This is a genomic window from Rhodococcus sp. C3V (genome assembly GCF_029269915.1).
Lineage (GTDB): Bacteria > Actinomycetota > Actinomycetes > Mycobacteriales > Mycobacteriaceae > Rhodococcus_F > Rhodococcus_F qingshengii.
Window position 1 is genome coordinate 674,012 of sequence record NZ_JARJBE010000002.1, and the last position, 20,798, is coordinate 694,809.

The 20,798-nt window shown below is 62.9% G+C and carries 22 protein-coding genes; 10 read left to right on the plus strand and 12 right to left on the minus strand.

The genetic code is table 11. The annotated features are described in order from the left end of the window. Positions 1 to 31: 31 nt before the first annotated feature. Positions 32 to 1,861 (plus strand): DEAD/DEAH box helicase, encoded by a 1,830-nt coding sequence (locus tag P3G66_RS08180; protein WP_228232561.1) that lies wholly within the window; start codon positions 32 to 34, stop codon positions 1,859 to 1,861. Next, entirely contained in the window at positions 1,861 to 2,436 is a 576-nt protein-coding gene (locus P3G66_RS08185) for a hypothetical protein (RefSeq protein WP_050654857.1), read from the plus strand. The genes P3G66_RS08180 and P3G66_RS08185 overlap by 1 nt, the downstream gene beginning before the upstream one ends. A gap of 5 nt (positions 2,437 to 2,441) precedes the next feature. Here P3G66_RS08185 and P3G66_RS08190 read toward each other — a convergent pair whose 3' ends face one another. Together P3G66_RS08190 and P3G66_RS08195 are read right to left on the minus strand one after the other, a co-directional pair. Beyond that, positions 2,442 to 2,726: a DUF3017 domain-containing protein gene (locus P3G66_RS08190; protein WP_003940740.1), complete on the minus strand. Its 285-nt coding sequence runs from the start codon at positions 2,724 to 2,726 to the stop codon at positions 2,442 to 2,444. A gap of 5 nt (positions 2,727 to 2,731) precedes the next feature. Then, positions 2,732 to 3,589 carry a bifunctional methylenetetrahydrofolate dehydrogenase/methenyltetrahydrofolate cyclohydrolase gene (locus tag P3G66_RS08195; protein WP_064112569.1) on the minus strand — a complete coding sequence of 286 codons (858 nt, stop codon included), beginning with the start codon at positions 3,587 to 3,589 and terminating at the stop codon, positions 2,732 to 2,734. A 31-nt stretch (positions 3,590 to 3,620) separates the two neighbouring features. Here P3G66_RS08195 and P3G66_RS08200 point away from each other — a divergent pair, with 31 nt between their 5' ends. Continuing rightward, on the plus strand, positions 3,621 to 4,133 hold the full coding sequence (locus P3G66_RS08200) for a GNAT family protein (protein WP_276116376.1): 513 nt from the start codon (positions 3,621 to 3,623) through the stop codon (positions 4,131 to 4,133). 32 nt (positions 4,134 to 4,165) lie between these two features. Further along, positions 4,166 to 4,441, plus strand: a complete 276-nt coding sequence (locus P3G66_RS08205) for a DUF1905 domain-containing protein (protein ID WP_007727403.1) — start codon at positions 4,166 to 4,168, stop codon at positions 4,439 to 4,441. A 6-nt stretch (positions 4,442 to 4,447) separates the two neighbouring features. On the opposite strand, the gene P3G66_RS08210 is transcribed toward P3G66_RS08205, so the two are convergent. Continuing rightward, positions 4,448 to 5,068 (minus strand): pentapeptide repeat-containing protein, encoded by a 621-nt coding sequence (locus P3G66_RS08210; protein WP_003940770.1) that lies wholly within the window; start codon positions 5,066 to 5,068, stop codon positions 4,448 to 4,450. Positions 5,069 to 5,101: 33 nt separating this feature from the next. Next, positions 5,102 to 5,782, minus strand: coding sequence for an excalibur calcium-binding domain-containing protein (locus P3G66_RS08215; RefSeq protein WP_042923481.1), 681 nt, complete (start codon positions 5,780 to 5,782; stop codon positions 5,102 to 5,104). Between the two features lie 137 nt (positions 5,783 to 5,919). On the opposite strand from P3G66_RS08215, the gene P3G66_RS08220 reads away from it, so the two are divergent. Continuing rightward, entirely contained in the window at positions 5,920 to 6,384 is a 465-nt protein-coding gene (locus P3G66_RS08220) for a tRNA (cytidine(34)-2'-O)-methyltransferase (RefSeq protein ID WP_007727408.1), read from the plus strand. Positions 6,385 to 6,390: 6 nt separating this feature from the next. Here P3G66_RS08220 and P3G66_RS08225 read toward each other — a convergent pair whose 3' ends face one another. The 3 genes from P3G66_RS08225 to P3G66_RS08235 all read right to left on the minus strand — a co-directional run bounded on the left by P3G66_RS08225 (position 6,391) and on the right by P3G66_RS08235 (position 12,733). Further along, positions 6,391 to 10,575, minus strand: coding sequence for a bifunctional nitrate reductase/sulfite reductase flavoprotein subunit alpha (locus tag P3G66_RS08225; RefSeq protein ID WP_125050557.1), 4,185 nt, complete (start codon positions 10,573 to 10,575; stop codon positions 6,391 to 6,393). Between the two features lie 180 nt (positions 10,576 to 10,755). Further along, positions 10,756 to 11,589: a DUF3626 domain-containing protein gene (locus tag P3G66_RS08230; RefSeq protein ID WP_042449674.1), complete on the minus strand. Its 834-nt coding sequence runs from the start codon at positions 11,587 to 11,589 to the stop codon at positions 10,756 to 10,758. 7 nt (positions 11,590 to 11,596) lie between these two features. Beyond that, positions 11,597 to 12,733, minus strand: coding sequence for an NAD(P)/FAD-dependent oxidoreductase (locus P3G66_RS08235; RefSeq protein WP_050654853.1), 1,137 nt, complete (start codon positions 12,731 to 12,733; stop codon positions 11,597 to 11,599). Between the two features lie 73 nt (positions 12,734 to 12,806). Between P3G66_RS08235 and P3G66_RS08240 the strand changes: the two genes are divergently transcribed. Further along, positions 12,807 to 13,487 (plus strand): TetR/AcrR family transcriptional regulator C-terminal domain-containing protein, encoded by a 681-nt coding sequence (locus P3G66_RS08240; protein ID WP_007727412.1) that lies wholly within the window; start codon positions 12,807 to 12,809, stop codon positions 13,485 to 13,487. A gap of 12 nt (positions 13,488 to 13,499) precedes the next feature. On the opposite strand, the gene P3G66_RS08245 is transcribed toward P3G66_RS08240, so the two are convergent. Next, a complete protein-coding gene (locus P3G66_RS08245) occupies positions 13,500 to 14,411 on the minus strand; it encodes a LysR family transcriptional regulator (protein ID WP_030535095.1) in 912 nt (303 codons plus the stop codon). 91 nt (positions 14,412 to 14,502) lie between these two features. Between P3G66_RS08245 and P3G66_RS08250 the strand changes: the two genes are divergently transcribed. Both P3G66_RS08250 and P3G66_RS08255 read left to right on the plus strand, forming a co-directional pair. Further along, positions 14,503 to 15,588, plus strand: coding sequence for a TDT family transporter (locus tag P3G66_RS08250; RefSeq protein ID WP_042449826.1), 1,086 nt, complete (start codon positions 14,503 to 14,505; stop codon positions 15,586 to 15,588). Positions 15,589 to 15,662: 74 nt separating this feature from the next. Further along, a complete protein-coding gene (locus P3G66_RS08255; protein WP_003940771.1) occupies positions 15,663 to 16,304 on the plus strand; it encodes a dihydrofolate reductase family protein in 642 nt (213 codons plus the stop codon). A 47-nt stretch (positions 16,305 to 16,351) separates the two neighbouring features. On the opposite strand, the gene P3G66_RS08260 is transcribed toward P3G66_RS08255, so the two are convergent. Beyond that, positions 16,352 to 16,660, minus strand: coding sequence for a rhodanese-like domain-containing protein (locus tag P3G66_RS08260; protein ID WP_003940684.1), 309 nt, complete (start codon positions 16,658 to 16,660; stop codon positions 16,352 to 16,354). Between the two features lie 85 nt (positions 16,661 to 16,745). On the opposite strand from P3G66_RS08260, the gene P3G66_RS08265 reads away from it, so the two are divergent. Both P3G66_RS08265 and P3G66_RS08270 read left to right on the plus strand, forming a co-directional pair. Further along, positions 16,746 to 17,585, plus strand: a complete 840-nt coding sequence (locus tag P3G66_RS08265; RefSeq protein ID WP_275231506.1) for a CPBP family intramembrane glutamic endopeptidase — start codon at positions 16,746 to 16,748, stop codon at positions 17,583 to 17,585. Positions 17,586 to 17,618: 33 nt separating this feature from the next. Beyond that, positions 17,619 to 18,509, plus strand: a complete 891-nt coding sequence (locus P3G66_RS08270) for an alpha/beta hydrolase (RefSeq protein ID WP_276116377.1) — start codon at positions 17,619 to 17,621, stop codon at positions 18,507 to 18,509. Here the strand turns inward: P3G66_RS08270 and P3G66_RS08275 are convergent. Genes P3G66_RS08275 through P3G66_RS08285 form a run of 3 tightly spaced genes read right to left on the minus strand, consistent with a single transcriptional unit; the run spans position 18,496 to position 20,692 of the window. Further along, positions 18,496 to 19,503, minus strand: a complete 1,008-nt coding sequence (locus P3G66_RS08275) for an NAD(P)-dependent alcohol dehydrogenase (protein ID WP_007727420.1) — start codon at positions 19,501 to 19,503, stop codon at positions 18,496 to 18,498. The genes P3G66_RS08270 and P3G66_RS08275 overlap by 14 nt on opposite strands. Positions 19,504 to 19,559: 56 nt before the next feature. After that, positions 19,560 to 20,330 (minus strand): glucose 1-dehydrogenase, encoded by a 771-nt coding sequence (locus P3G66_RS08280; RefSeq protein WP_030535097.1) that lies wholly within the window; start codon positions 20,328 to 20,330, stop codon positions 19,560 to 19,562. Positions 20,331 to 20,344: 14 nt separating this feature from the next. Continuing rightward, positions 20,345 to 20,692 (minus strand): hypothetical protein, encoded by a 348-nt coding sequence (locus tag P3G66_RS08285; RefSeq protein ID WP_204855628.1) that lies wholly within the window; start codon positions 20,690 to 20,692, stop codon positions 20,345 to 20,347. Between the last annotated feature and the right edge of the window lie 106 nt (positions 20,693 to 20,798).

Sequence of the window (20,798 nt, forward strand, 5' to 3'; positions counted from 1 at the left end):
ACGTGAGCCGGCGCGGCTAGCATCGGCGAACGTGAATCAGCCATGCTCGACGCGCCTGCAGGCTACGTACATTCCCGAGCACATGTCCTTCGCGTTCTGGGGTGACGCAGACCCGGCAGCGCGGCTGTCGGCACTGGGGATGCCGACCGGGTCGCCGGGCGTGTGCAGGCTTGCGATCCCGGTCGACGAGTCGATCACAGCAACCGACGTCGGAGCGCAACTGCTCGACCTCACCACCGCGATCGACGCGTTCCACAACCTCGATGCTGGTCGCGGCGACCTCGGATCGTCGCTGCTCGCGTGGAAGCGCGTCATCGACACCGGCGCACATGACATTCCGACCGCAGCGCATGCCGCTATCGAGCGCGACGACACGAAGATCCGAAGCGCCGAGTCCACGGTGCGGTTGTTCACGGATGCGCGTACAGCCGTGGACAGCCTTCGCCGAGCAAAGATTCAGGCGACTCTTCGCCCGTATCAAATGCAGGGAGTTGCCTGGCTGACGGCTCTGTCGGGTTCGGGTGGTGGGATCTTGGCCGACGAGATGGGTTTGGGTAAGACACTGCAAGCGATTTCGATGATCGCGATCCGCGCCGGCGACGGTCCGCATCTGGTTGTGTGTCCCACCTCGGTGATAGGAAACTGGCGCCGCGAGATCGAGCGATTCGCTCCGCATCTGCCACTGCACGTTCATCACGGGGCCGCCCGTGCACTTCCCACTCGTATCCCCGCCGGCACTACGGTTCTGACCAGCTACAGCGTCTTGCGTTCCGACGCAGCCCAATTGGCCCCGGTCCATTGGAGTTCAGTGGTCTTCGACGAGGCGCAACAGATCAAGAACCCCGCTTCCCTCGCCGCGAAAGCAGCAATGCAGTTGTCGGCGGACGTCAAGGTAGCGATGACCGGCACGCCGGTGGAGAACCGCCTCGAAGAATTGTGGTCACTCTTTCGCGTCGCCAACCCCGACGTCCTCGGAACTCGCGCACGGTTTCGTCAACGCTTTGCCGTCCCGATCGAATCCGGTCGATCGGCCACCGCGGCGACCAGACTTGCCGCGGTGATCGATCCTTTCATTCTGCGCAGAACCAAAGACATAGTGGCCAAGGATCTTCCGCCCAAACAGTTCTCCACGGTCTCGTGCACTCTGACGTCGGAACAGGCGCGCATCTACCGGTCGGCAGTTGCCGATGCGTTCGACTCCGGATTGGGCACGGGAATCGCCCGGCGTGGCAACATCCTTGCGCTTCTGACCACTCTCAAGCAGGTATGCAATCACCCGGCGCAGGTCACCGGCGATACGGACGACCTCTACGGAAGATCCGGAAAGCTCGACCGCGCAACGGAAATGATCGCCGAGATCGTCGACGACGGCGATCGCGCGCTGATATTCACGCAGTACCGGACGATGGGCGAGATGCTCTCGCGACACCTGGGAGCCGAACTGGGAATCGGCGCCGTGCCTTTCCTCCACGGCGGCCTGAACACCGACAAACGAGACGCGATGGTCGACGCGTTCCAGAACGAGACGGATTCACCACCGGTTCTGATTCTGAGCTTGCGCGCCGCCGGCTTCGGCCTCAACCTCACGCGCGCAAGTCATGTCGTGCACTACGACCGGTGGTGGAACCCAGCCGTCGAGGATCAAGCAACCGACCGGGCACACCGCATCGGCCAGAAACGCACCGTCAACGTCCACACCTTGGTGACGGGCGGTACCGTGGAGGATCACATAGCAGCGATGCACGAGTCCAAACGAGTTGTGGCCGATGCTGTCTCCGGGAACGTCGAGGCCGCGCTGGCCGATCTCCCCGACACCGAACTGCGTGAACTTCTCGAACTCGACGGCGCGGTGATCATCTGATGGCCAACGAATTCGGCGTCACCGCTTGGGGTCGAGCGTGGCTGCGCACGGTGGAGCGGACCGCGGCGTCCGGTCCGAACCCGTCCCTGCCGACGGCTCGCACCCTGGCACGCAACGGTTCCGTGGAGTTCACCGTCGTCTCGTCGGGGACCGTCGTCGCCGAGGTGAGCACCAAGGCAAAAACTTCGTCAGTGACGATTGGTGTCCCGCTCTGGACCAAATCCGAGATCGCTGCAGTGAAGAGCCTTCTCCGTTCGGCTGGAAAGGCGAACAGATCCGTATCCACCGGCGAACTGCCGGACAGCATCGTCACCGAACTGCAGGCTCGAAATATCGCAGTAGCCGTTGATCTTTCGGAGTGCACTGCCAGCTGCGACTGCTCAGGTAGACGCTCGCCGTGCGTTCACCATCTCGCCGCGATCTACGCCCTCGCCGGGCGAATCGACGAGGAACCTGCACTTGCGGTGACGTTACGGAGTGCACCGGTCAAGGCTGGAAAGAAGTCGACATCCGCACATTCACCGGAGTGGATCCCTTTGAGTGATATCGATATTCGCTCGTTCTACGGGGGCTGATCTTCTCAGTCGGTACCGAGCGGATCGATGGTCAGGGCGAGCGTCGCGATCAGCACACCCATAACGCCCATCGCCGCAGTGTCGAAGACCCTTCCACGCACCGCGAGCAACCCCACACGGTTCTCGGGAACGAACCACCGAGCGGCAGCTCCGATGATGACGGCAACACCGAAGACGAGGGCGCCGCGGCGCCACCGGTCGGCCAGCACGAGAACAACCGCTGCCGCGATCACGGCGAGGACCGCGAGCATGGGCAGATTCTTCTTCGCGAGGCCGACCAGTGAGGACATCGGACTCAGGCCTCGGCCAGAACCCGCTCGGCGCGTTCGACCACGTTGGTGATCAGGAACGCGCGGGTCAGCGGTCCGACACCACCGGGGTTGGGTGAGACGAAGCCGGCGACCTCGCTGACGTCGGCTGCGACGTCGCCGCGCAGGCCGTCGTCGGTGCGACTGACGCCGACGTCGAGGACCGCCGCTCCAGGCTTGACCATGTCTGCGGTGATGAGGCCGGGAACGCCGGCGGCAGCGACGATGATGTCGGCGCGGCGAACCTCGGCCGCGAGATCGCGGGTACCGGTGTGGCAGAGCGTGACCGTCGCGTTCTCGCTACGACGCGTCAGCAGCAATCCGATCGGGCGACCGACTGTGACGCCTCGTCCGACTACCACCACGTGTGCGCCTGCAATAGGGACCTCGTAGCGGCGCAGGAGATGCAGGATTCCACGCGGGGTGCACGGCAGCGGGGCTTCCTTGCCCAACACCAGTCGACCGAGGTTGACCGGGTGCAAGCCGTCGGCGTCCTTGTCGGGGTCGATGCGCTCGAGGGCTGCGTTCTCGTCAAGGTGCTTGGGAAGCGGCAACTGCACGATGTAGCCGGTGCACTCGGGATTGGCATTGAGCTCGTCGATCGTCGCGTTGAGCTGCTCCTGCGTGATGTCGGCAGGCAGGTCGCGTCGCAAAGAATTGATACCGACCTTGGCGCAGTCGTTGTGCTTGCCGCGCACGTAAGCCGCGGATCCGGGGTCGTCGCCCACCAGGATGGTGCCCAAGCCGGGTGTGATGCCCTCTGCCTTCAGAGCGCTCACCCGCACCTTCAGGTCTTCGAAGATTTCGTCGCGGGTAGCTTTGCCGTCGAGGATCGTTGCAGTCACGGCGACCATTGTTCCAGGTTAGGGTCGATGAGTGACAACGGCTCCGGAACTACGCGGCCCGAGGGTGCTCCTCTCCCCCGTCGCGCCCGATCATCACGCCCGTCTGCGGGCAATTCACCTGCACCCGGACGTCGTGCAGTGGTGGCAAAATCCCGACGACGACTGGCCTACGGCGCCGGAAGCCGGCACCACGCACTACAGCATCTTCCACGGCGACCACCTGATCGGCTTCATCCAGTGGTACGAAGCGGAAGACAATCCTGACTTCCGCCACGCCGGGCTCGACTTGTTCCTCGATCCCGACTTCCACGGCCGAGGGTTCGGTCGCGAATCGATACGGGTGCTGTGTGCCCACCTGATCGACGACCTCGCATTCCACCGTCTGGTCATCGACCCGGAAGTCGACAACTCCGTCGCCATCGCGTGCTACCGATCGGTGGGGTTCAAAGACGTCGGGGTGATGCGCGAGTATTCGCGAGATCGCCATGGTGTGTGGAAGGACGGACTGCTGATGGATCTGCTCGCACGGGAATTCATCCGCTGATCGACTGGGACGAGTTCGAAAGGACCGACATCATGTTGCTGGACAAGGAATTCACGGCCACCCTGCAGAAGAGCGACGCCAAGGGCGGGTGGACTTATGTGATCTGGCCGGAGTCCGCCGAGTTCTTCGGCACCCGCGGCCTGGTCAAGGTACGCGGGACGATCGACGGACATCCGTTCCAGAGTTCGTTCATGGCGTTGGGAGACGGTAACCACAAGCTGCCGGTCAAAGCCGATCTTCGCAAAGCCATCGGCAAGGAGACCGGCGAGCTGGTGACGGTGCGCCTCGAGGAGCGCTTGGAGAGCTAGGCGCTGCTACTTCATGTCGACGACAAGACCGTGCGCCGACGCGTACGCCACCGCCTGCATCAACTCGATCTGCGCGTTTCCGACGGACGCGGACGTCCACAGGCTCGGATCGATCCGTGCACCGCGCAGGTCTGCACCTTCGAGTTTGAGTCCACCCGTACGAGCACCGGACAGATCCGCCGACGCCAGCACCGCGCCCCGCATGTCGGCCCGAACCAGGTTCGCTTCACGGAAGCGGCATGAGGTGAAGTCGATCTTTCTCAGGTCCGCCCCGCCGAGTGAGGTCAACGAGAAGTCGACTTCGTCGAGCGTCAACGGCCGGATGCGGCAACCGTCGAACGTCGACCCGAGCAGACTGCAGTTTCGGAACGTGCTGTGCCACAGGCTGGTCCGGGCAAAATTGCACGAGCGGAACGCAGTTCCCGTGTGCACGGACTCCCCCAGATCGGTGCCGGTGAAATCACAATCCGTGAACACCACCGACTCCGTCGTGAGTCCGGTGAGGTCGGCGTCTCGGAAATTGCAGTTGGTGAAAGTGCGCTGACGCCACTTCTGCCCGGCCAGCCGCGCGTCTGAATAGTCTTCGCCGACGACATCGTCGGATTCTTCGGGGAGCATGCCGTCCATACTGCCCCGCCGCACCGACACCGGTTCGATCGCCTAGGTCTCGCAGGCCACGCCGTCACCGTCACGATCAAGCTTGGACGAATAGCCGGGATCGCCGCGGTAGATCGGGGCAGCACCGGCCGCTCGCACGGCTGCACAGTTGGCGTAATACACCCCCGCGTCGGGCACCTTGGCCGGCGGCGGAACGTACGCCGGTTCTGTTGTCTTCGGCGGTGTGTACGCAGGAGCGGGCGGAACATACGGCGTAGTCGTGGTCTCCGGGACCTGCGGAACCAGCGGCACAATTGCCACGGTGGTTGTCGTCGGTGGCGGCACGATCGTTGTCGTCGTCGGCAAGAGGGACGAAGTCGTGGTCTTCGTCGTCGACGGGACCGTGCTTTTGGTTGTCGTCGCTGCAGCTGTCGTCGAAGAGGTCGCAGCAGGCGTCGTCGATTCTTCCGACTTGCCCGCTCCCGTCGCCGCGGCGATGGCAACCAGCCCCACGACTGCCGCGCCGGCGATCCACGGCCACTTACGCCGCGTCTTGCCTTCCTCGGCGTTAGTGTCCGGCACCGCCGATCCGGGTGCGCCGAAGACCTGCGTGGGAGTGCCGAAAGCCTGAGTGGGTGCGTCGACGCCCTTGGGCCGTGTCTGCGCGGTCCACTGCTGACCGTCCCAGTAACGGTCGATCGTGGGGTCGAAGGGGTCGGGGTTCCAACCGGCGGGAGGGTTCATCAAAATGTCCGTTCTGCGTAGAGTGCCGGAAATAGATTCGCACGGACTGGCCGGTTTGTTACCAATTCGCCCACACTTCCCGACCGGGTCTTCTCACGGACGTGGTCACCGATACGTCGCCCGGTACAGTTCCTCGAGTGTTCCGAGTGATGTTCCACGAGCCCCGCATCCCACCCAACACCGGAAACGCGATCCGCATGGTCGCAGGCACCGGTTGCGAACTCCACCTGGTCGGCCCTCTCGGGTTCGACTTGTCGGAGCCGAAGCTCAAGCGCGCAGGCTTGGACTACCACGACCTGGCGACTGTCACGGTCCACGAAAACCTGACCGCTGCCTGGGAAGCCGTCACCCCCGCTCGCGTGTTCGCCTTCACCGCGCACGCGACCACGTCGTATGCCGATATCGCCTACCAACCCGGCGACGTCCTGCTGTTCGGGCCCGAACCCACCGGACTGTCCGAAGAAGTATTGGCGGACGAACACGTCACCGAGCGCCTGCGTATCCCGATGCTGCCCGGACGCCGGTCCCTCAACCTGTCCAACGCTGCCGCCCTCGTGACGTACGAGGCCTGGCGTCAGCACGGGTTCAAGGGCGCTGTCTGATCGACGTCAGTAGACGTCCCGGACATAGCGCTTCTCCGCCGAAAGAGCCTTCACGTATGCCTCGGCACTGCGAGGAGCCAGTTTTCCGTGTTGAGCGACCACCCCGTTGAGGGCACTGTCGACGTCCTTGGCCATCCGGTTGGCATCGCCGCAGACGTAGAAGTGCGCTCCCTTCTGCAACCACTCCCACAGCAGCGCACCCCGCTCACGCATCCGGTCCTGCACGTAGACCTTGTCGGCTTGATCCCGGGAAAACGCGAGGTCGAGTTCGGTGAGGAATCCGTCTTTCCGCAATTCTTCGATTTCTTCGCGGTAGTAGAAGTCGGTCGCGGCGTGCTGTTCTCCGAAGAACAGCCAGTTCGGGCCCGTGTGCCCCAATGCCCGCCGCTCATGCAGGAAGGCACGGAACGGTGCAATGCCGGTCCCCGGACCGACCATGATCATCGGGGTCTCGGGATCGGAAGGTGGCCGGAAGTGGGTCGACTTCTGCACGTAGATACCGATGTCGTCATCGTGAGCGTGGTCGGCGAGGTAAGTCGAGCACACTCCACGCCGTGGGACACCCGCAACGTTGTATCGCACCGCGGACACCGTCAACTGCACTTCGCGTGGGTTCTCCTTCGGACTGGAAGATATCGAATACAGCCGCGGCTGAATCGGTTTGAGCAGCGAGAGCCATTCGTCTGTCGAGGCACGAACGGGCGACTGCGCGAGAATGTCGACGGACTGTCGTCCCCACGACCAGTCTTTGAACGTGGAGACATTCTCCGGCTTCAACAACTCGGCCAGGTCCGAATCGCGGGTTCGTTGATGCACGAATCGAATCATGTCGGTCGAGATTCGAGTGATCTCCAGGCGCTCGGTGAGCGCGGTACGCAGCGTCATTTCCCCGTACTGCCCCAGTTCGACGGTCTCGTCACCGTCGAGGCCAGTAAGGGTGAGCCACTCGTCGACAAACGGAGAGCTGTTTCGGGGCCAGACTCCGAGAGCGTCGCCGGCTTCGTAACTGACCGTGTCACCTGGAAGGTGAAAGCCCAACTGCCGCACGTCTTTGGAAGAACCCGGACGGTTGAGCACGACATTGCGCGTCAAGGCTGTGGTCAGTGGCGCCTTCTTGTTGTATCGCAGCGGCGGCGACATCGCCGGTGAAATCGGCTCGGCTGCAACGGTTGTCCCAGAATTCTTCTTTGCAACGAGGACGTCGGTCGTCTCGCCGGCCACCGAGCTCCGAAGCTCAGCCGTGACCGCCTCCAGCCATCCAGCAGCGGTGTCCTCGAAATCGGGCTCGCAGTCGGCGCGATCGACGATACGACTGGCTCCCAGTTCGGCAAGGCGGGCGTCGAGCTTTCGTCCGTGTCCACAGAAGTCGGCATAGTTCGAGTCGCCGAAAGCGATGACTGCATAACGTGTCTCGGACATGCGGGGCGCCGTGTCAGCAGACAACGCATCCCAGAAACCGCTGCCGTTGTCCGGGGATTCGCCGTCACCGGAGGTACTGGTGATCAGCAGGACCTCTCTGGTAGCTGCCAGGTCGGCGGCGGGGAACTCGTCCATCGCGTGCATCACCACGGGTAAGCCGATTCCCCCGAGACGAGTGGCGCACTCAGCAGCGAATTCTTCCGCGTTTCCGGTCTGCGATGCCCAGAGCACCACGATCGGCGCGCGCTCGGATCCAATACTCGGACTCGATGACAACGCAAGCCCGTCGGTGTCAGGAAGTGAGATCCGCGAGTACAGGCCGGCCAGAACACCGTCGACCCACATCCGCTTTTCGGCATCGAAGGGTGCCGTCGACGGCAAGGTAGGTACCCCGGCAGTGCGATCGGCGTCCGCACGCAACGCGGCGAGAAGGCCGGACAGGTAGCTCTGTTGGAGCGGATCGAATACCACTGCAGGTGTTCCTGTTTGACCGAGGACGCCCGCGAGGACATCGGTTCGCGACAAAGCCCGATCAGCTGGCGCGGGAGCCAGCAGCGCCGCCTCGGCGAGCACTGTTTCAGGTGTGTTCACGGCGACCTTCGTCATCGTGACAGCGCAGGCTTTGAACTCCGGTTGCTGCGAGGCAGGGTCGATGGCGTCGTTGGTGACGGCGTTGATGGACAGATATTCACCGAAGGCGTCGTTCCAGTGAAATGGGGCAAAGCAGTTCCCCGGACGCACTCGGTCGGTGACAACAGCCGGAAGCACAGCGCGACCGCGGCGTGAGGCAACCTCGATCGCATCCTGGTCGACGATACCGAGCCTGGCGGCGTCGTCGGGATGGATCTCGACGAAGGGACCTGGGTTGAGCTTGTTCAACTTGGCCACCTTGCCGGTCTTGGTCATGGTGTGCCACTGGTGCGCGAGACGACCGGTGTTGAGCAGGAAGGGGTAGTCGTCGTCGGGCATTTCGGCGGGAAGCATGTGCGGCCGTGCGAAGAACATCGCACGGCCAGTGGCGGTGGGAAATGCGAGCCGCGGAGTGCTGCCGTCCTCGCGGATCAGGAGCCTTTGACTGACACCGTCATTGACGTATCGGATGGGATGACGGTCCTGATCACTGTCTGGCGGGCATGGCCACTGAATCGATGTCTTGCGGAGGCGCTCGTAGGTGACGCCGCGTAAGTCGTAGCCGGTCTTCGGATTCCAGAACTGCTTGATCTCTTCGAACACCTCTTCGGCACAGGTGTAGGTGAACGCTTCGGCGTACCCCATCTCGCAGGCGATCCGGGCGATGATCTGCCAATCAGGCAGCGCCTGCCCAACCGGATCCAGTGCCTGCTGAAAGAGCGTCAGGTTGCGTTCGGAATTGATCATCACTCCGTCGGACTCTGTCCACAGCGAAGCAGGCAGCAGAACATCGGCGTATTCGTTGGTCTCGGTGCCCAGGAAAGCATCCTGGGTGATGACGAGGTCGGCCTTCTCCAAGCCGTCGATGACGGTCTTGCGGTTGGCTACCGTCGCAACGGGATTGGTGCAGATGATCCAGCACGCTTTGATGTCGCCCGCCGCCATTCGGGAGAACATGTCAATGGTGCCACCGCCGATGTCGGTGCGCAGCGAGCCCTGCGGGATCCCCCATCGGTCCTCGACGAAGTCGCGATCGGCGTCGACCATCACGGCACGCTGGCCGGGCAAACCTGGCCCCATGTAGCCCATTTCACGCCCACCCATGGCGTTCGGCTGACCGGTCAACGAGAACGGACCGCTGCCGGGCTTGCAGATCGCACCGGTCGCAAGGTGAAGGTTGCAGATGGCGTTGGTGTTCCACGTGCCGTGGGTGCTCTGGTTCAAACCCATTGTCCAACAGCTCATCCAGTTTGCAGCCTCACCGATCCACTGCGCTGCAGTGCGGATGTCGGCCTCGGGGATACCGGTGATCTCGCTGACCTTCGCAGGCGTGTACTCCGCGAGGAAACTGGGCATGACCTCCCAGCCTTCGGTGAAGTCGGCGATGAAGTCCGGATCTGTGTGGCCGTTCACGACGAGCAGGTGGAGTAGTCCGTTGAGTAGCGCGAGATCGGTGCCGGGAGCGATCTGCAGGAACAAGTTCGCCTTGTCGGCGGTGGCGGTGCGTCGAGGATCGACGACGATCAGCTTCGCGCCTGCCTTGATCCGCTCCTGCACCCGCAGAAAAAGGATCGGATGGCAGTCCGCCATGTTCGCGCCGGTCACGAAGAACACGTCGGCGTGTTCGAAGTCCTGATAGGAACCGGGCGGTCCGTCGGCCCCGAGTGACTGCTTGTAGCCGGTGCCGGCACTCGCCATGCACAAACGGGAATTCGATTCGATCTGATTGGTCCCGATGAAGCCCTTGGCCAGTTTGTTCGACAGGTACTGAGCTTCGAGTGACATCTGCCCGGACACGTACAACGCAAACGCGTCGGGACCGTGCTCGTCGATGATTGCCCGCAGGCGCTGGGCGGTGTCAGTGATGACTGCGGCCATGTCCGCCGCTTCGATCGCATCACCTCGGCGCGGACGGCGATATGCAGATTCCATGCGCCCCGGGCCTGCGAGCATGTCTGCGGTCGTGGTGCCTTTGGTGCACAGACGCCCGAAGTTGGTGGGATGTGTCTTCAGACCGGAAGACTTCGCAGCCTTCCGACGTCCCGTCTCCGGATCGGTGATGATGTCGAGGACAAGACCACAGCCCACCCCGCAGTACGCGCAGAGTGTGTCGACACTGGTGGTGGTGAGTTGAGCGCCCATCGATTCATGCATCCCTTCGACCGAGGATCAAGGTCGACTTCTATCTTCGGATGCAGTTGTTTCGGGAGTTCATGCCTGATGTTGCGTATCAATCACTCTTTCCTCACCGCGACCTTCGGACCGATGTGCGGTCCCGGGACCAGCGGTCGTCGACGTGCAGCTGTACGCGAATGCCCAGTTCTACGCTCTGCCGCCGAATCGAGCGATGTAGTGCCAAACCTTCTTGACGTCCTGCGGATCGAAGGATGCACCCCGTGCGAGCCCCAGGACGGCAGGCGTCAGCCGCCTGCCGTGCGCAATTTCTCGGGCAAGGTCGATCACGGCCGCTCCCCGGTATTCGGGATGTTCGGCTATCTCGTCGACATCGACCGCGTAACCGTCGTGCCACAGCACCGGGCACGTGAGCGAGTGGGCGATCTCTTCGATCCGTGTGCCCCGGTAACTCGGATCCAGAACGAGCGCCTCGACGTCCGTCCCGATGTCGACGGCGCCGTGGACGTGCGCCTCGATGTAGTGGTCGAGCGGATCGTCGAGCTCGGCAGCCCGTGCGGCGCCGACCAAGCTCATCGCTTCGGCCGTTCCGAAATGATCAGGCTCGAAGACGCTGTCGGGAAAGCAGAAAGTGGTGCGGTCGAGCGTGTGCTCGGCAAGCCGGAAGTAGGACGAGCCGAACCGAGGGGATGCCCCGTAGGGATCGGCGGAGAAGTTCAACGATCCGTACTTCGGCCGTTCCGAGGGCTCTCGCTCGTCGTAAGCTCCGCCGAATATCCGACTCTCCCAACGCCAACGATCGCCGCCGTGATGCGCCGTCAGTCCGCCGTTGCTCGTTCGAGTCTCGAACTGGGTCACATAGGTGCCTTGACGTGCGATCGAGGCCAATGTCAGACCACGTTCAGACGGGAGGTCCGGATGAAAGTGCAACGTCACCCGGTGATTTCGATCCAACGGGCCGCCCTTCGAGAGACCGCTCACGTGCGCAATCGCGGCAGACCAAGGAGTGGAATCAACAGGCATTCGCCCATTATCCGGATATGGAAGCAGCGCCGGTGAAGAAATCGACCAGTGAATACGGTGTGCCTTCACCGAGGCAGAGATCAAGGATCACGTGCGAGTCCGCGGCCTCGGATGCGCTGCGCACGAACATCGCTTCTTCGTACTCGGCGAGTGCCCCTTCGATGTCGTCGGGGTGCGTGGCGATCGCCTTTCCCAGTTCGGCGCCGTCGAACATCGCCAAGTTCGCACCCTCACCGGACGGGGCCATCAGGTGCGCCGCGTCACCGAGGAGCGTCACCCCAGGCACGCGATCCCATCGGTGCTCGTCGGGAAGTGCATGGATCGCGCGCGGAATCGGAGCGGTTTCGCCATCGGTGATCAGCGCCGTGAGTTCCGGTGCCCAACCGTCGAACTCGGCCGCGACCCGCGCTGTCGCAGCGGCGGCGTCGGTGAAATCGATACCGGCAAACCACTCCGCCGGACGGTTCAGCTGAACGTAGGTGTGCACGATGTCTCCCGCCTCTCGATGCGCGGCGATCGCTTTTCCTGGTGCGGGCGCGTACATCGCCCCGTCCCCGACGGCTTCGGCTGCAGCCGAATGCTTCTCGTCGACGTCGTAGAGGTAGGTCTCGACGAACGTGGTGCCGACGTATTCCGGCTTCGCATCGGAGAGCAGCGGCCGGACCTTCGACCAGGCACCGTCTGCACCGACGAGAAGGTCGGTGGTCACTGTCGAACCGTCGACGAAGGTCAACTCGTGGCGATCATCTCCGAGCGAGCGCACAGTGTCGACTTTGCGTCCCCATTCGATCGTGTAGTCCGGAAGGGAATCAATCAGGATTCGACGGAGGTCGCCGCGCAGCACCTCGGGACGTGCTCCCGTGCCGTCGTCGGGTTCGTCGAGGAGCACGGCGGCGCGTTGATCGAGTACGCGCGACGCGGCGCCGCCCGCGTGGATGATCGCGCGGAACTCGTCGGTGAGTCCGGCAGCGTCGAGCGCAGCCTGACCGTTGTGTTCGTGGATGTCGAGTTGGCCGCCCTGCGTGCGAGCTTCTGCCGACAGTTCCGCCTCATAGATCTTCGACGGAATTCCATGAACGTGGAGGACACGCGCGAGCGTCAGACCGCCGAGGCCCGCCCCGATGATCGTTATCGAGTTGCTCATGTTGTTTCCTTTCAGGCTTCGATTGGAACGTCGTTCCAATGACATCTTGGAACGGCGTTCCAGATATGTCAAGATGGTTCGCATGGCGACCAGGAATCAGCGGACCGAACGACGTACGGATGCGCTCTCGAAGGAGCGAATCGTCGAGGCTGCGATCGAGATCCTCGACGACGAGGGCGAAGCCGCGCTGACATTTCGCGCGCTCTCCGCACGCCTGGCAACAGGTAGCGGGGCGATTTACTGGCACGTTGCCAACAAGAGCGAACTGCTCGCCGCGGCGACCGACGACGTCATCGCCCGCGTGACAACCGGTGCAACCGAAGGCGCAGCCCCACGGGAGGCGATCCGGACCATCACCCTCGGCGTGTTCGACGCGATCGACGCCCACCCCTGGGTCGGCACCCAACTCTCACGTGAACCGTGGCAATCAGCGGTGATGCAGATCTTCGAAAGTCTCGGCGAGCAACTCCAGGCGCTCGGCGTTCCCGAATCGGCACAGTTCGACTGCGCGTCCGCGCTCCTGAACTACGTGCTCGGTCTCGCCGGACAGTACGCCGCGGGCGCCCGTCTGCTCCCCCGTGAGACAGATCGGTCCGCTTTCCTCGCGGGCGTCGCCACGCGATGGGAAGAACTCGACTCTGCGAAGTACCCGTTCCTCAATCAGGTGACGGCGCAGTTGCGCGACCACGACGACCGAGAACAGTTTCTGGCAGGCATCGAGCTCATCCTCGCGGGGATCGACACCGTCCGATAGCGGCCGTAGCCGTCAGCGTGAATGAACAGCGGTGTTGGATCCGAGCGCTATGTCGAGGAAATCTCTTGCCGCACCGCGCAATCCGCGATCGGGATCCCAGACGGCTTGGAGTCGACGCGGCATCCGCAAGCCGTCGACGTTGACCGCGACCAGTCGGCCGTCCGTCAGGTCGGCGGCAACTGCCAGCGACGACAGAACAGCCGGGGCGTTGCCTGCCACCACCGCAGCCTTGACAGCGGTACACGAGGTGAGCTCGAGCAGCGGCGGCACACAATCGGGAACAGCATTCTCGAGCGTCAGGCGCGTACCGGACCCTGATTCTCGCTGAATCAGCGGTGTGCGTGCGAGTTCCTCGACCGGAACGGGCACACCATTCGCCCAGTCGTGTCCCGGCGGCACAACCACGACGAGGTGATCACGCGCTACTTCGCACGACGCGAGCGCCGACGGCACATCCGGCCCTTCGACAAATCCGATATCGGCCTGGCCGGCCTGAACTTGAGCAGAGACGTCCGAGGAATTGTGCAAGCTCACCGACGCCACGACGTTGGGGAACTTGTGCCGCATCGCGACCGTCCATCCGGGAACCAGATACTCGGCGATGGTCATGCTGGCGGCAACCGTGACGGCAGCATCACGTTCACCGCGAAGTGCGGCAACTCCCGATGCCATTTCCTCGGCACTGACGAGGATGTGACTTGCCCACTCGAGAATCAGACCGCCCTCGGCGGTGGGACGAACACCGGTCGCCGCTCGATCGAACACCTTGATTCCGAGTTGGCGTTCGACCGAACGCACCCGGGCGCTGACCGCCTGCTGACTGAGTCCGTGCTCCCGGCCGGCAGCACCCATGCTGCCCAGACGCCCTACGGAAAGGAGGACGTCGAGGGCACTGAGTTCCGGCACCCGAGGAGACAACGACATAGTCCCAAGATTAGACCCACAAGGCGAGTTTGTGGGCATTCAAGAACAACCGGTCTACCGGTACGGACCGGATGAGACGACAGTGAAATACATGACCACCACAACGAGTTCCACCTTCGCCCACATCACTCCGAACTGGTTCGCGGCAGCGATGGGAACGGGAATCGTGTCGGTGGCCGCCGCTTCGCTCGAACCGGAGATCGAGGGCTTGAAACTGGTCTCCGAGATCTTCTGGGTTCTGGCGGTTCTCGTACTGTGCGCCTTGATCGGAGCATTTGCCACCCATTGGTCACAACATCGATGTCAGGCCCTCGCCTACCTGCACAGCCCCGCGATGTTCCCCTTCTACGGCGCCGTCGCAATGGCACTGCTGACCGTGGGATCCGCAACCGGCATCACCGGCCCGGACTTCCTCGGCCACGACGTGGCGATCACCGTGTCGCTGACACTGTGGACACTCGGCACGGCACTCGGCCTGGTCACCTACGTCGTGATGATGATTCGACTCGTTCGAGATGCCGGGATGGCGACGGCAATGCCGTTCTGGCTCATGCCCGTCGTACCTCCGATGGTCTCGGCCACCACCGGCGCAGCGGTCAGCACCCACATGCCCGAAGGCGCTCCACGCATCGCGGTACTGGTTTTCTGCTACATCCTGTTCGCTCTGGCGCTGACCGCCGCCATCGGCATTCTGGTAGCCGTCGCCAGGCAGTTCGCACGCAACCGTTCGGCCGGCGTCGACGTGATCCCGTTCAATGCCATTCCCTCACTGTGGATTCCGTTGGGCGTGATCGGACAGTCGATCGCGGCATCCAACCTGTTGGCCGCCGCCTCACGGCATGCACTCAGCCCCGAGCATGCCGACACCCTGCACGAATTCGGGATCGCCTACGGAACCGTCGTCGGAATCATCGGCGTGATCGCGTTTGTCACCGTCACCGTCGTCACCATCCACGCACTGCGCCGCGGCTTGGACTTCTCGCTCGGCTGGTGGAGCTTCACCTTCCCCATCGGAGCATGTGCCGTCGGAGCGAATGCCTTCGGAGTCGCCACCGGTTCCACCCTGATCCTGGGAATCGCACTTGCCCTGCTGACCGTACTGATCCCCATCTGGGCAACCGTCGCGGTCAGGACCGTCCGGTCGATCCGCAGTGGAGTTCTACCGGCGGCTGCATGAATTCGCACCGATGAGTTTTGGCTCGCCGTACGGTCTGTACTCACGTAGACCATTGTCGAGAGCAGGAGTACACGGTGAGTCAGTTATTGCGAGTGCAGAATTTCGGCGTTTCCAGTGACGGAATAGCCTGCGGTCCGGACCAGAGCTTCGAGAGCCCGTTCGGCCTGGACCACGGTGAAATGTTTGCGTGGGCAGGAGCTACGGCCAGCTGGCCCAATCGCACCGATCCCGGCGGCAGCCGAGGCCTCGACGACTATTTCACGCGGGACTTCTCCAACAACATCGGCGCCGAAATCATGGGCCGCAACAAATTCTCACCCTACCGCGGCCCTTGGGAGAATCTCGAGTGGCAGGGCTGGTGGGGCGACGAGCCACCGTTCCACACCCCGGTTTTTGTCTTGACCCACCACGTGCGGCCGTCGTTCACGCTATCGGACACGACATTCCACTTCGTCGACGCCGACCCCGCGACGGCCCTCGCGCAGGCACGTGAGGCAGCGCAGGGCAAGGACGTTCGACTCGGCGGCGGAGTCAGCACTATCCGTGAATTCCTCGACGCCGATCTGGTCGACACGATGCACATCGCTGTCTCCCCGATCGAATTCGGATCCGGTCTACGACTGTGGGAGACACCTGACGAGTTACTCGACCGCTTCAACCTCGACGTTGTGCCGAGCCCGAGCGGCGTGACGCACCACCTGTTCTGGCGGAAGTGACGTGTTGGGGCAGCTCCGTAAACGGGAGCTGCCCCAACAGTTACGCACTATTCGCCGGTCTCGACCTGGCGCCCCGACTGGTACCACGCCATCGTTCCACCGGCCACCGAAACGGCATTGATGCCGCGAGCCTGCAGATACTCAGCGGCTTGCAAGCTCCGACCACCGACGGCGCAGATGATGTACACCGTTTCCGCGTCCGGAATTTCACCCACGCGAGAGACGAATTCGCTGAGCGGAATGAGCGTCGCACCGGGAACTCGGACCTGAGCGAACTCGTCGGCCTCACGGACGTCGATCAACGGCTCACCCGCTGCCAAAGCCGTGTCCAGTGCATTCAAATCGACTTCCAACATTTCTTCTGCGCCTGCCTTCGTGTTCGCTGCTGTCCGAATAGACGGTACCCGCGCGTTTTCGTGCAGCTCCCTTTACGATCTGACAATGACCAATACGGTTCCCGAAAAGTCCGGTTTTTGGAGTCGCCCCACCGTGTGGAAAGTGCTCCTGCTGATCGTCGTCTACCTGGCGTTCTATCTTGCTGTCGGGCAGGTTACCTCCAGGGTTTTTACAGACCAGATCGAGCCGGACAATGTCGTGGCAAGCGCCTCCAGCATCCTCCTCGGCGTCGCATTGCCCATCGCGATCGGCGGGATCGCCCTGCTGGTTTTCACGACAAAGGTCGGCTGGCTGCGCGGCGTCTTCGGCCCACAACCCATTCGTGGGCGGGGTTGGATGTGGATCGGTCCGATCATCGTGGTCGCCGCCATTGTTGCGCATCTGGCGGGAACCGATTGGAGCGCCTGGACCACCGGCGAGGTAATCGCCCTGCTGGTGCTCGGTGCGTGCGTCGGCCTGACCGAGGAATTGGCCACCCGTGGCCTGGCAGTGAAGATGTTGCGCGACGCCGGCCACCGGGAACGCTTTGTCGCCGTCGTGTCTTCACTGGTGTTTGCACTCATGCACACCGTCAACCTCATCGCCGGGATGAAGGCGTCAACCGTTCTGGTCACCGTGGTCTACACCTTCGGTTTCGGTATGTGCATGTACCTGACAATGCGTGTGACGGGCACGATCTGGGCCGCAATCGTGTTACACGGCCTCACCGACCCCACCACAATTCTCTCGACCGGCGGGCTGGACACTTCGGTGACCACGGAAGTGAGCGGCGCCGCCGCCATCACCTCTCTACTGACGGTCCTCTTGGTCGTCTTCGGGGTGATCGCCGTCTTCCTCATTCGAGATCGAATCGGCGAAGATCGGCACACACCCGTCTCGGCCTGACCGACCGCGACCGTACAAGACATACTTGTGCCCATGCCTTCTCGAACCACGTACTCGTTCGCCGTCGTGACTGCATCGTGTCTGCTGGCACTCTCCGGTGCCGTCACTCATGCCACCGCGGGGGTTCCGACAACTCCCGAAGTCGCGACCACCGAATCCATCGCGTCGGAATCGATCAGCGATCTGTATGCAGCCAAGGGTGCGCATGAAGTGGCTGCCGATTCAGTTCCCGGGTACCAACTGTTCTACCCAGCCGACTTGTCGTCTGATGGCAATCGGCATCCCGTCGTCACCTTCGGCAACGGCAGCTATGCGACTTACGAAGAGTACGAAGCGCTCCTGCAGCATCTCGCTTCTTGGGGTTTTGTCGTTGTGGTGGCCGACAGCAGCGTCACCGGCGACGGGACGGAGATCTTGGGGGCTGCCCAGTACGTCGTCGATCAGAACACCAACGCTGAGAGCATTTTTCACCAGCGGATCGACACCGACAACATTGCCTCGGTCGGACACTCCCAGGGCGCCGGTGGCGCGATCAACGCGGCAACCCAGTCCGCGAATCTGATCACCGCCACGGCGGTACTCGATTTGCCTGACCCGTGGTGGGCCTCGCGACCTGTCGACGTGATCGACGTGGCCCAGTTGACCGGACCGACGTTCTTCATGACCGGCGCCGACGACCCGGTCTCCACCGCCGATCCGCAAGCTGAGTACTTCGACAAAACCGCCGGACCGGCGGTCCGCGGCAGACTGCTTGGCGTCGGCCACAATTGGGCCGCAGATGGCGAAGGATTCCGGGGCTACCTCACCGCGTGGCTGAGATTCACCCTGAGCGGCGACCAGACTGCCGCACGTGCATTTGTCGGCGACTCGGCGGAAATCCTCACCGATCCCCGTTGGGACCGGCAAGCGATCAAGGGTTTGTGATGACGATCTTGCCGTAGGCCTGCCCGGATTTCTGCTGCTCGAAAGCGTCAGCGAGGCGGTCGAGGCTGTAGGAAGAATCTATGACGGGACGAAGCGCCAGGCTCTCCAGCCCGGCGACCATCTCCTCCTGATGTGCACGACTGCCCACCAGAACACCTTCGATGGTGACCTGTTTGGTCAGTAGCGAAGTCAGGTCGATCGACGACGAGGGGCCGTTCATGATGCCAAGCGCGCAGATTCGCCCGCCTGGTCGGACTGCCGCCAGAGATTGGCCGAGGGTGGACGGCCCGCCGACGTCGAGGACGAGGTCGATCCCGCCGCTGAGCCGCATCGCTTCCGAACCCCAGTCCGGGCGCTCACGGTAGTTGACCACGTGATCGGCACCGAGCTCGACCAATCGTGCCATCTTGTCGGGGGCCGACGACGTTGCGATCACCTGAGCTCCAACAGCTTTGGCCAGCTGGACGGCAAACAGCGCCACCGTGCTGGTCCCAGGGATCAACACCGACGACCCTGGGATGATCGGGACTCCGGCAAATAGTGCGCGCCACGCTGACAAACCTGCGGTGGGCAAGGTAGCGGCTTCCTCGTAGGTGTAGTTTCGCGGCATCACTGTCACAGCAGATACCGGCACGGTGACGGTGTCGCGGGCGAACCCGTCGACACCGTCACCCGGCGAATTTCCGAATCCGTCGAAATCCGGTGTGCCGCTCCGCCAATGCGGCAAATAGGTGCTCATCACGCGATCTCCGACGCTGAACTGCGTTACGCCGTCTCCGACCGCAACGACCTCCCCGGCAGCATCGGACAACAGGATCCGCGGACCGTCGGTTGCTATCTCTCCGGTCGCCACGAGGTAGTCATGGTGGTTGAGCGAATTCGCGTGGATCGCGATCGTCACCTCACCCGCACCCGGGCCCGGGGTCTCGATCGTCCTCGATTCGAGGTTGTTCAATCCTCCAGGCGGGAGTACGTACACGGCGCGGTTGGTCATGGTGTGGATCCTCGCACGAATGGTGATCGGGTGACGTTCGGAAAGGGTTCTGCTGCTCAGAGGAGAGAAGCGGTGAACCCTCCGTCGAGAACCAGGCTGCTGCCGTTGCACCACGACGACTGGTCGCTCGCAAAGAACACTGCGGCGGCGGCAACTTCCTCGGTCCGGCCGTAGCGCGTCTGCTTCGTGACCATCAAGTCGTCGAATCCCCCGGACTCGAGGCCGAGGGCATTCTCGAAATCCTGCTGGTGACTCTTGACCAGGTCGGTATCGATGAATCCGGGCAGCAATGCATTCGCGCGGATTCCGTGGAAGCGAAGTTCGGCTGACAGGGTTTCGGTGAGATTGCGAACTGCTGCTTTGGCTGCGGCATAGCTGCCGATCAAAGGCGAGCCGGTGGTCGACGAGATCGACGAGATGTTCACGATCGAACCGCCACCGGATGCGACGAGAGCGGGCAGCGAATGACGCACTGTCAAGAACACTCCATCGAGGTTGACCGACATCACTTTCCGCCAGTCCTCGAACGAGGTCTCGATCAGCGGGGTCGTGGTGGCGATACCGGCGTTGGGTACTACGACGTTCAGTCCGCCGAACTCTTCGACCGCTCTGGCGACGAGATCCTTGACCTGCTGTTCGTCGGTGACATCAGTTGTGACAGCGATAGCTCCGTCGATCGAGTCCGCCACTGCCTGTGCTCCGCCACCGTTGATGTCGGAGACCACGACCCTCGCGCCCTCCGCCCCGAACGCCCGGGCAATGGCGGCGCCGATTCCGGCACCTGCGCCGGTGACAATTGCAACTTTGTTCGCGAGAAGATCGGACATGTCAGCGTTCCCCTTCAATTCTCGGTCGGGACGTAGAAAAGCAATTCGGGTCCGGTGTCGCCGGTGGTCGCGATGGCCTCGGACATGTCGAGAGTTCCGTCGTCCAAAGCACTTCCCAACGCCTGCGCGGTGCCCGCGAGATCTTCCGTGTCGAGTTGATAGATGCTCAGGTAGCGGCGCGCGGGCAATGCATCCTCGGGCAGCAACTGCACATCCGCCAGGAAGAATCTGGAGGCGGAGACAACTCCGGGCACTCGTTCGACGACCTGCGGAATATGCACGTCGTCGTACCAACGGTTGAACGCATCCTCCGAAGACGGATCGGCGGGGTGTACGTGTGCGACGAGAATCGCTGTGCTCATGAAGTTCCTCTTCGACTCGAAGTGCTTTTGGTTCAGCGCGTTTGGAAGGCGACGATATTCACGCGCAAGGCAACTGACCGCGGCTGCGTGTGGTGAATCGATCGCG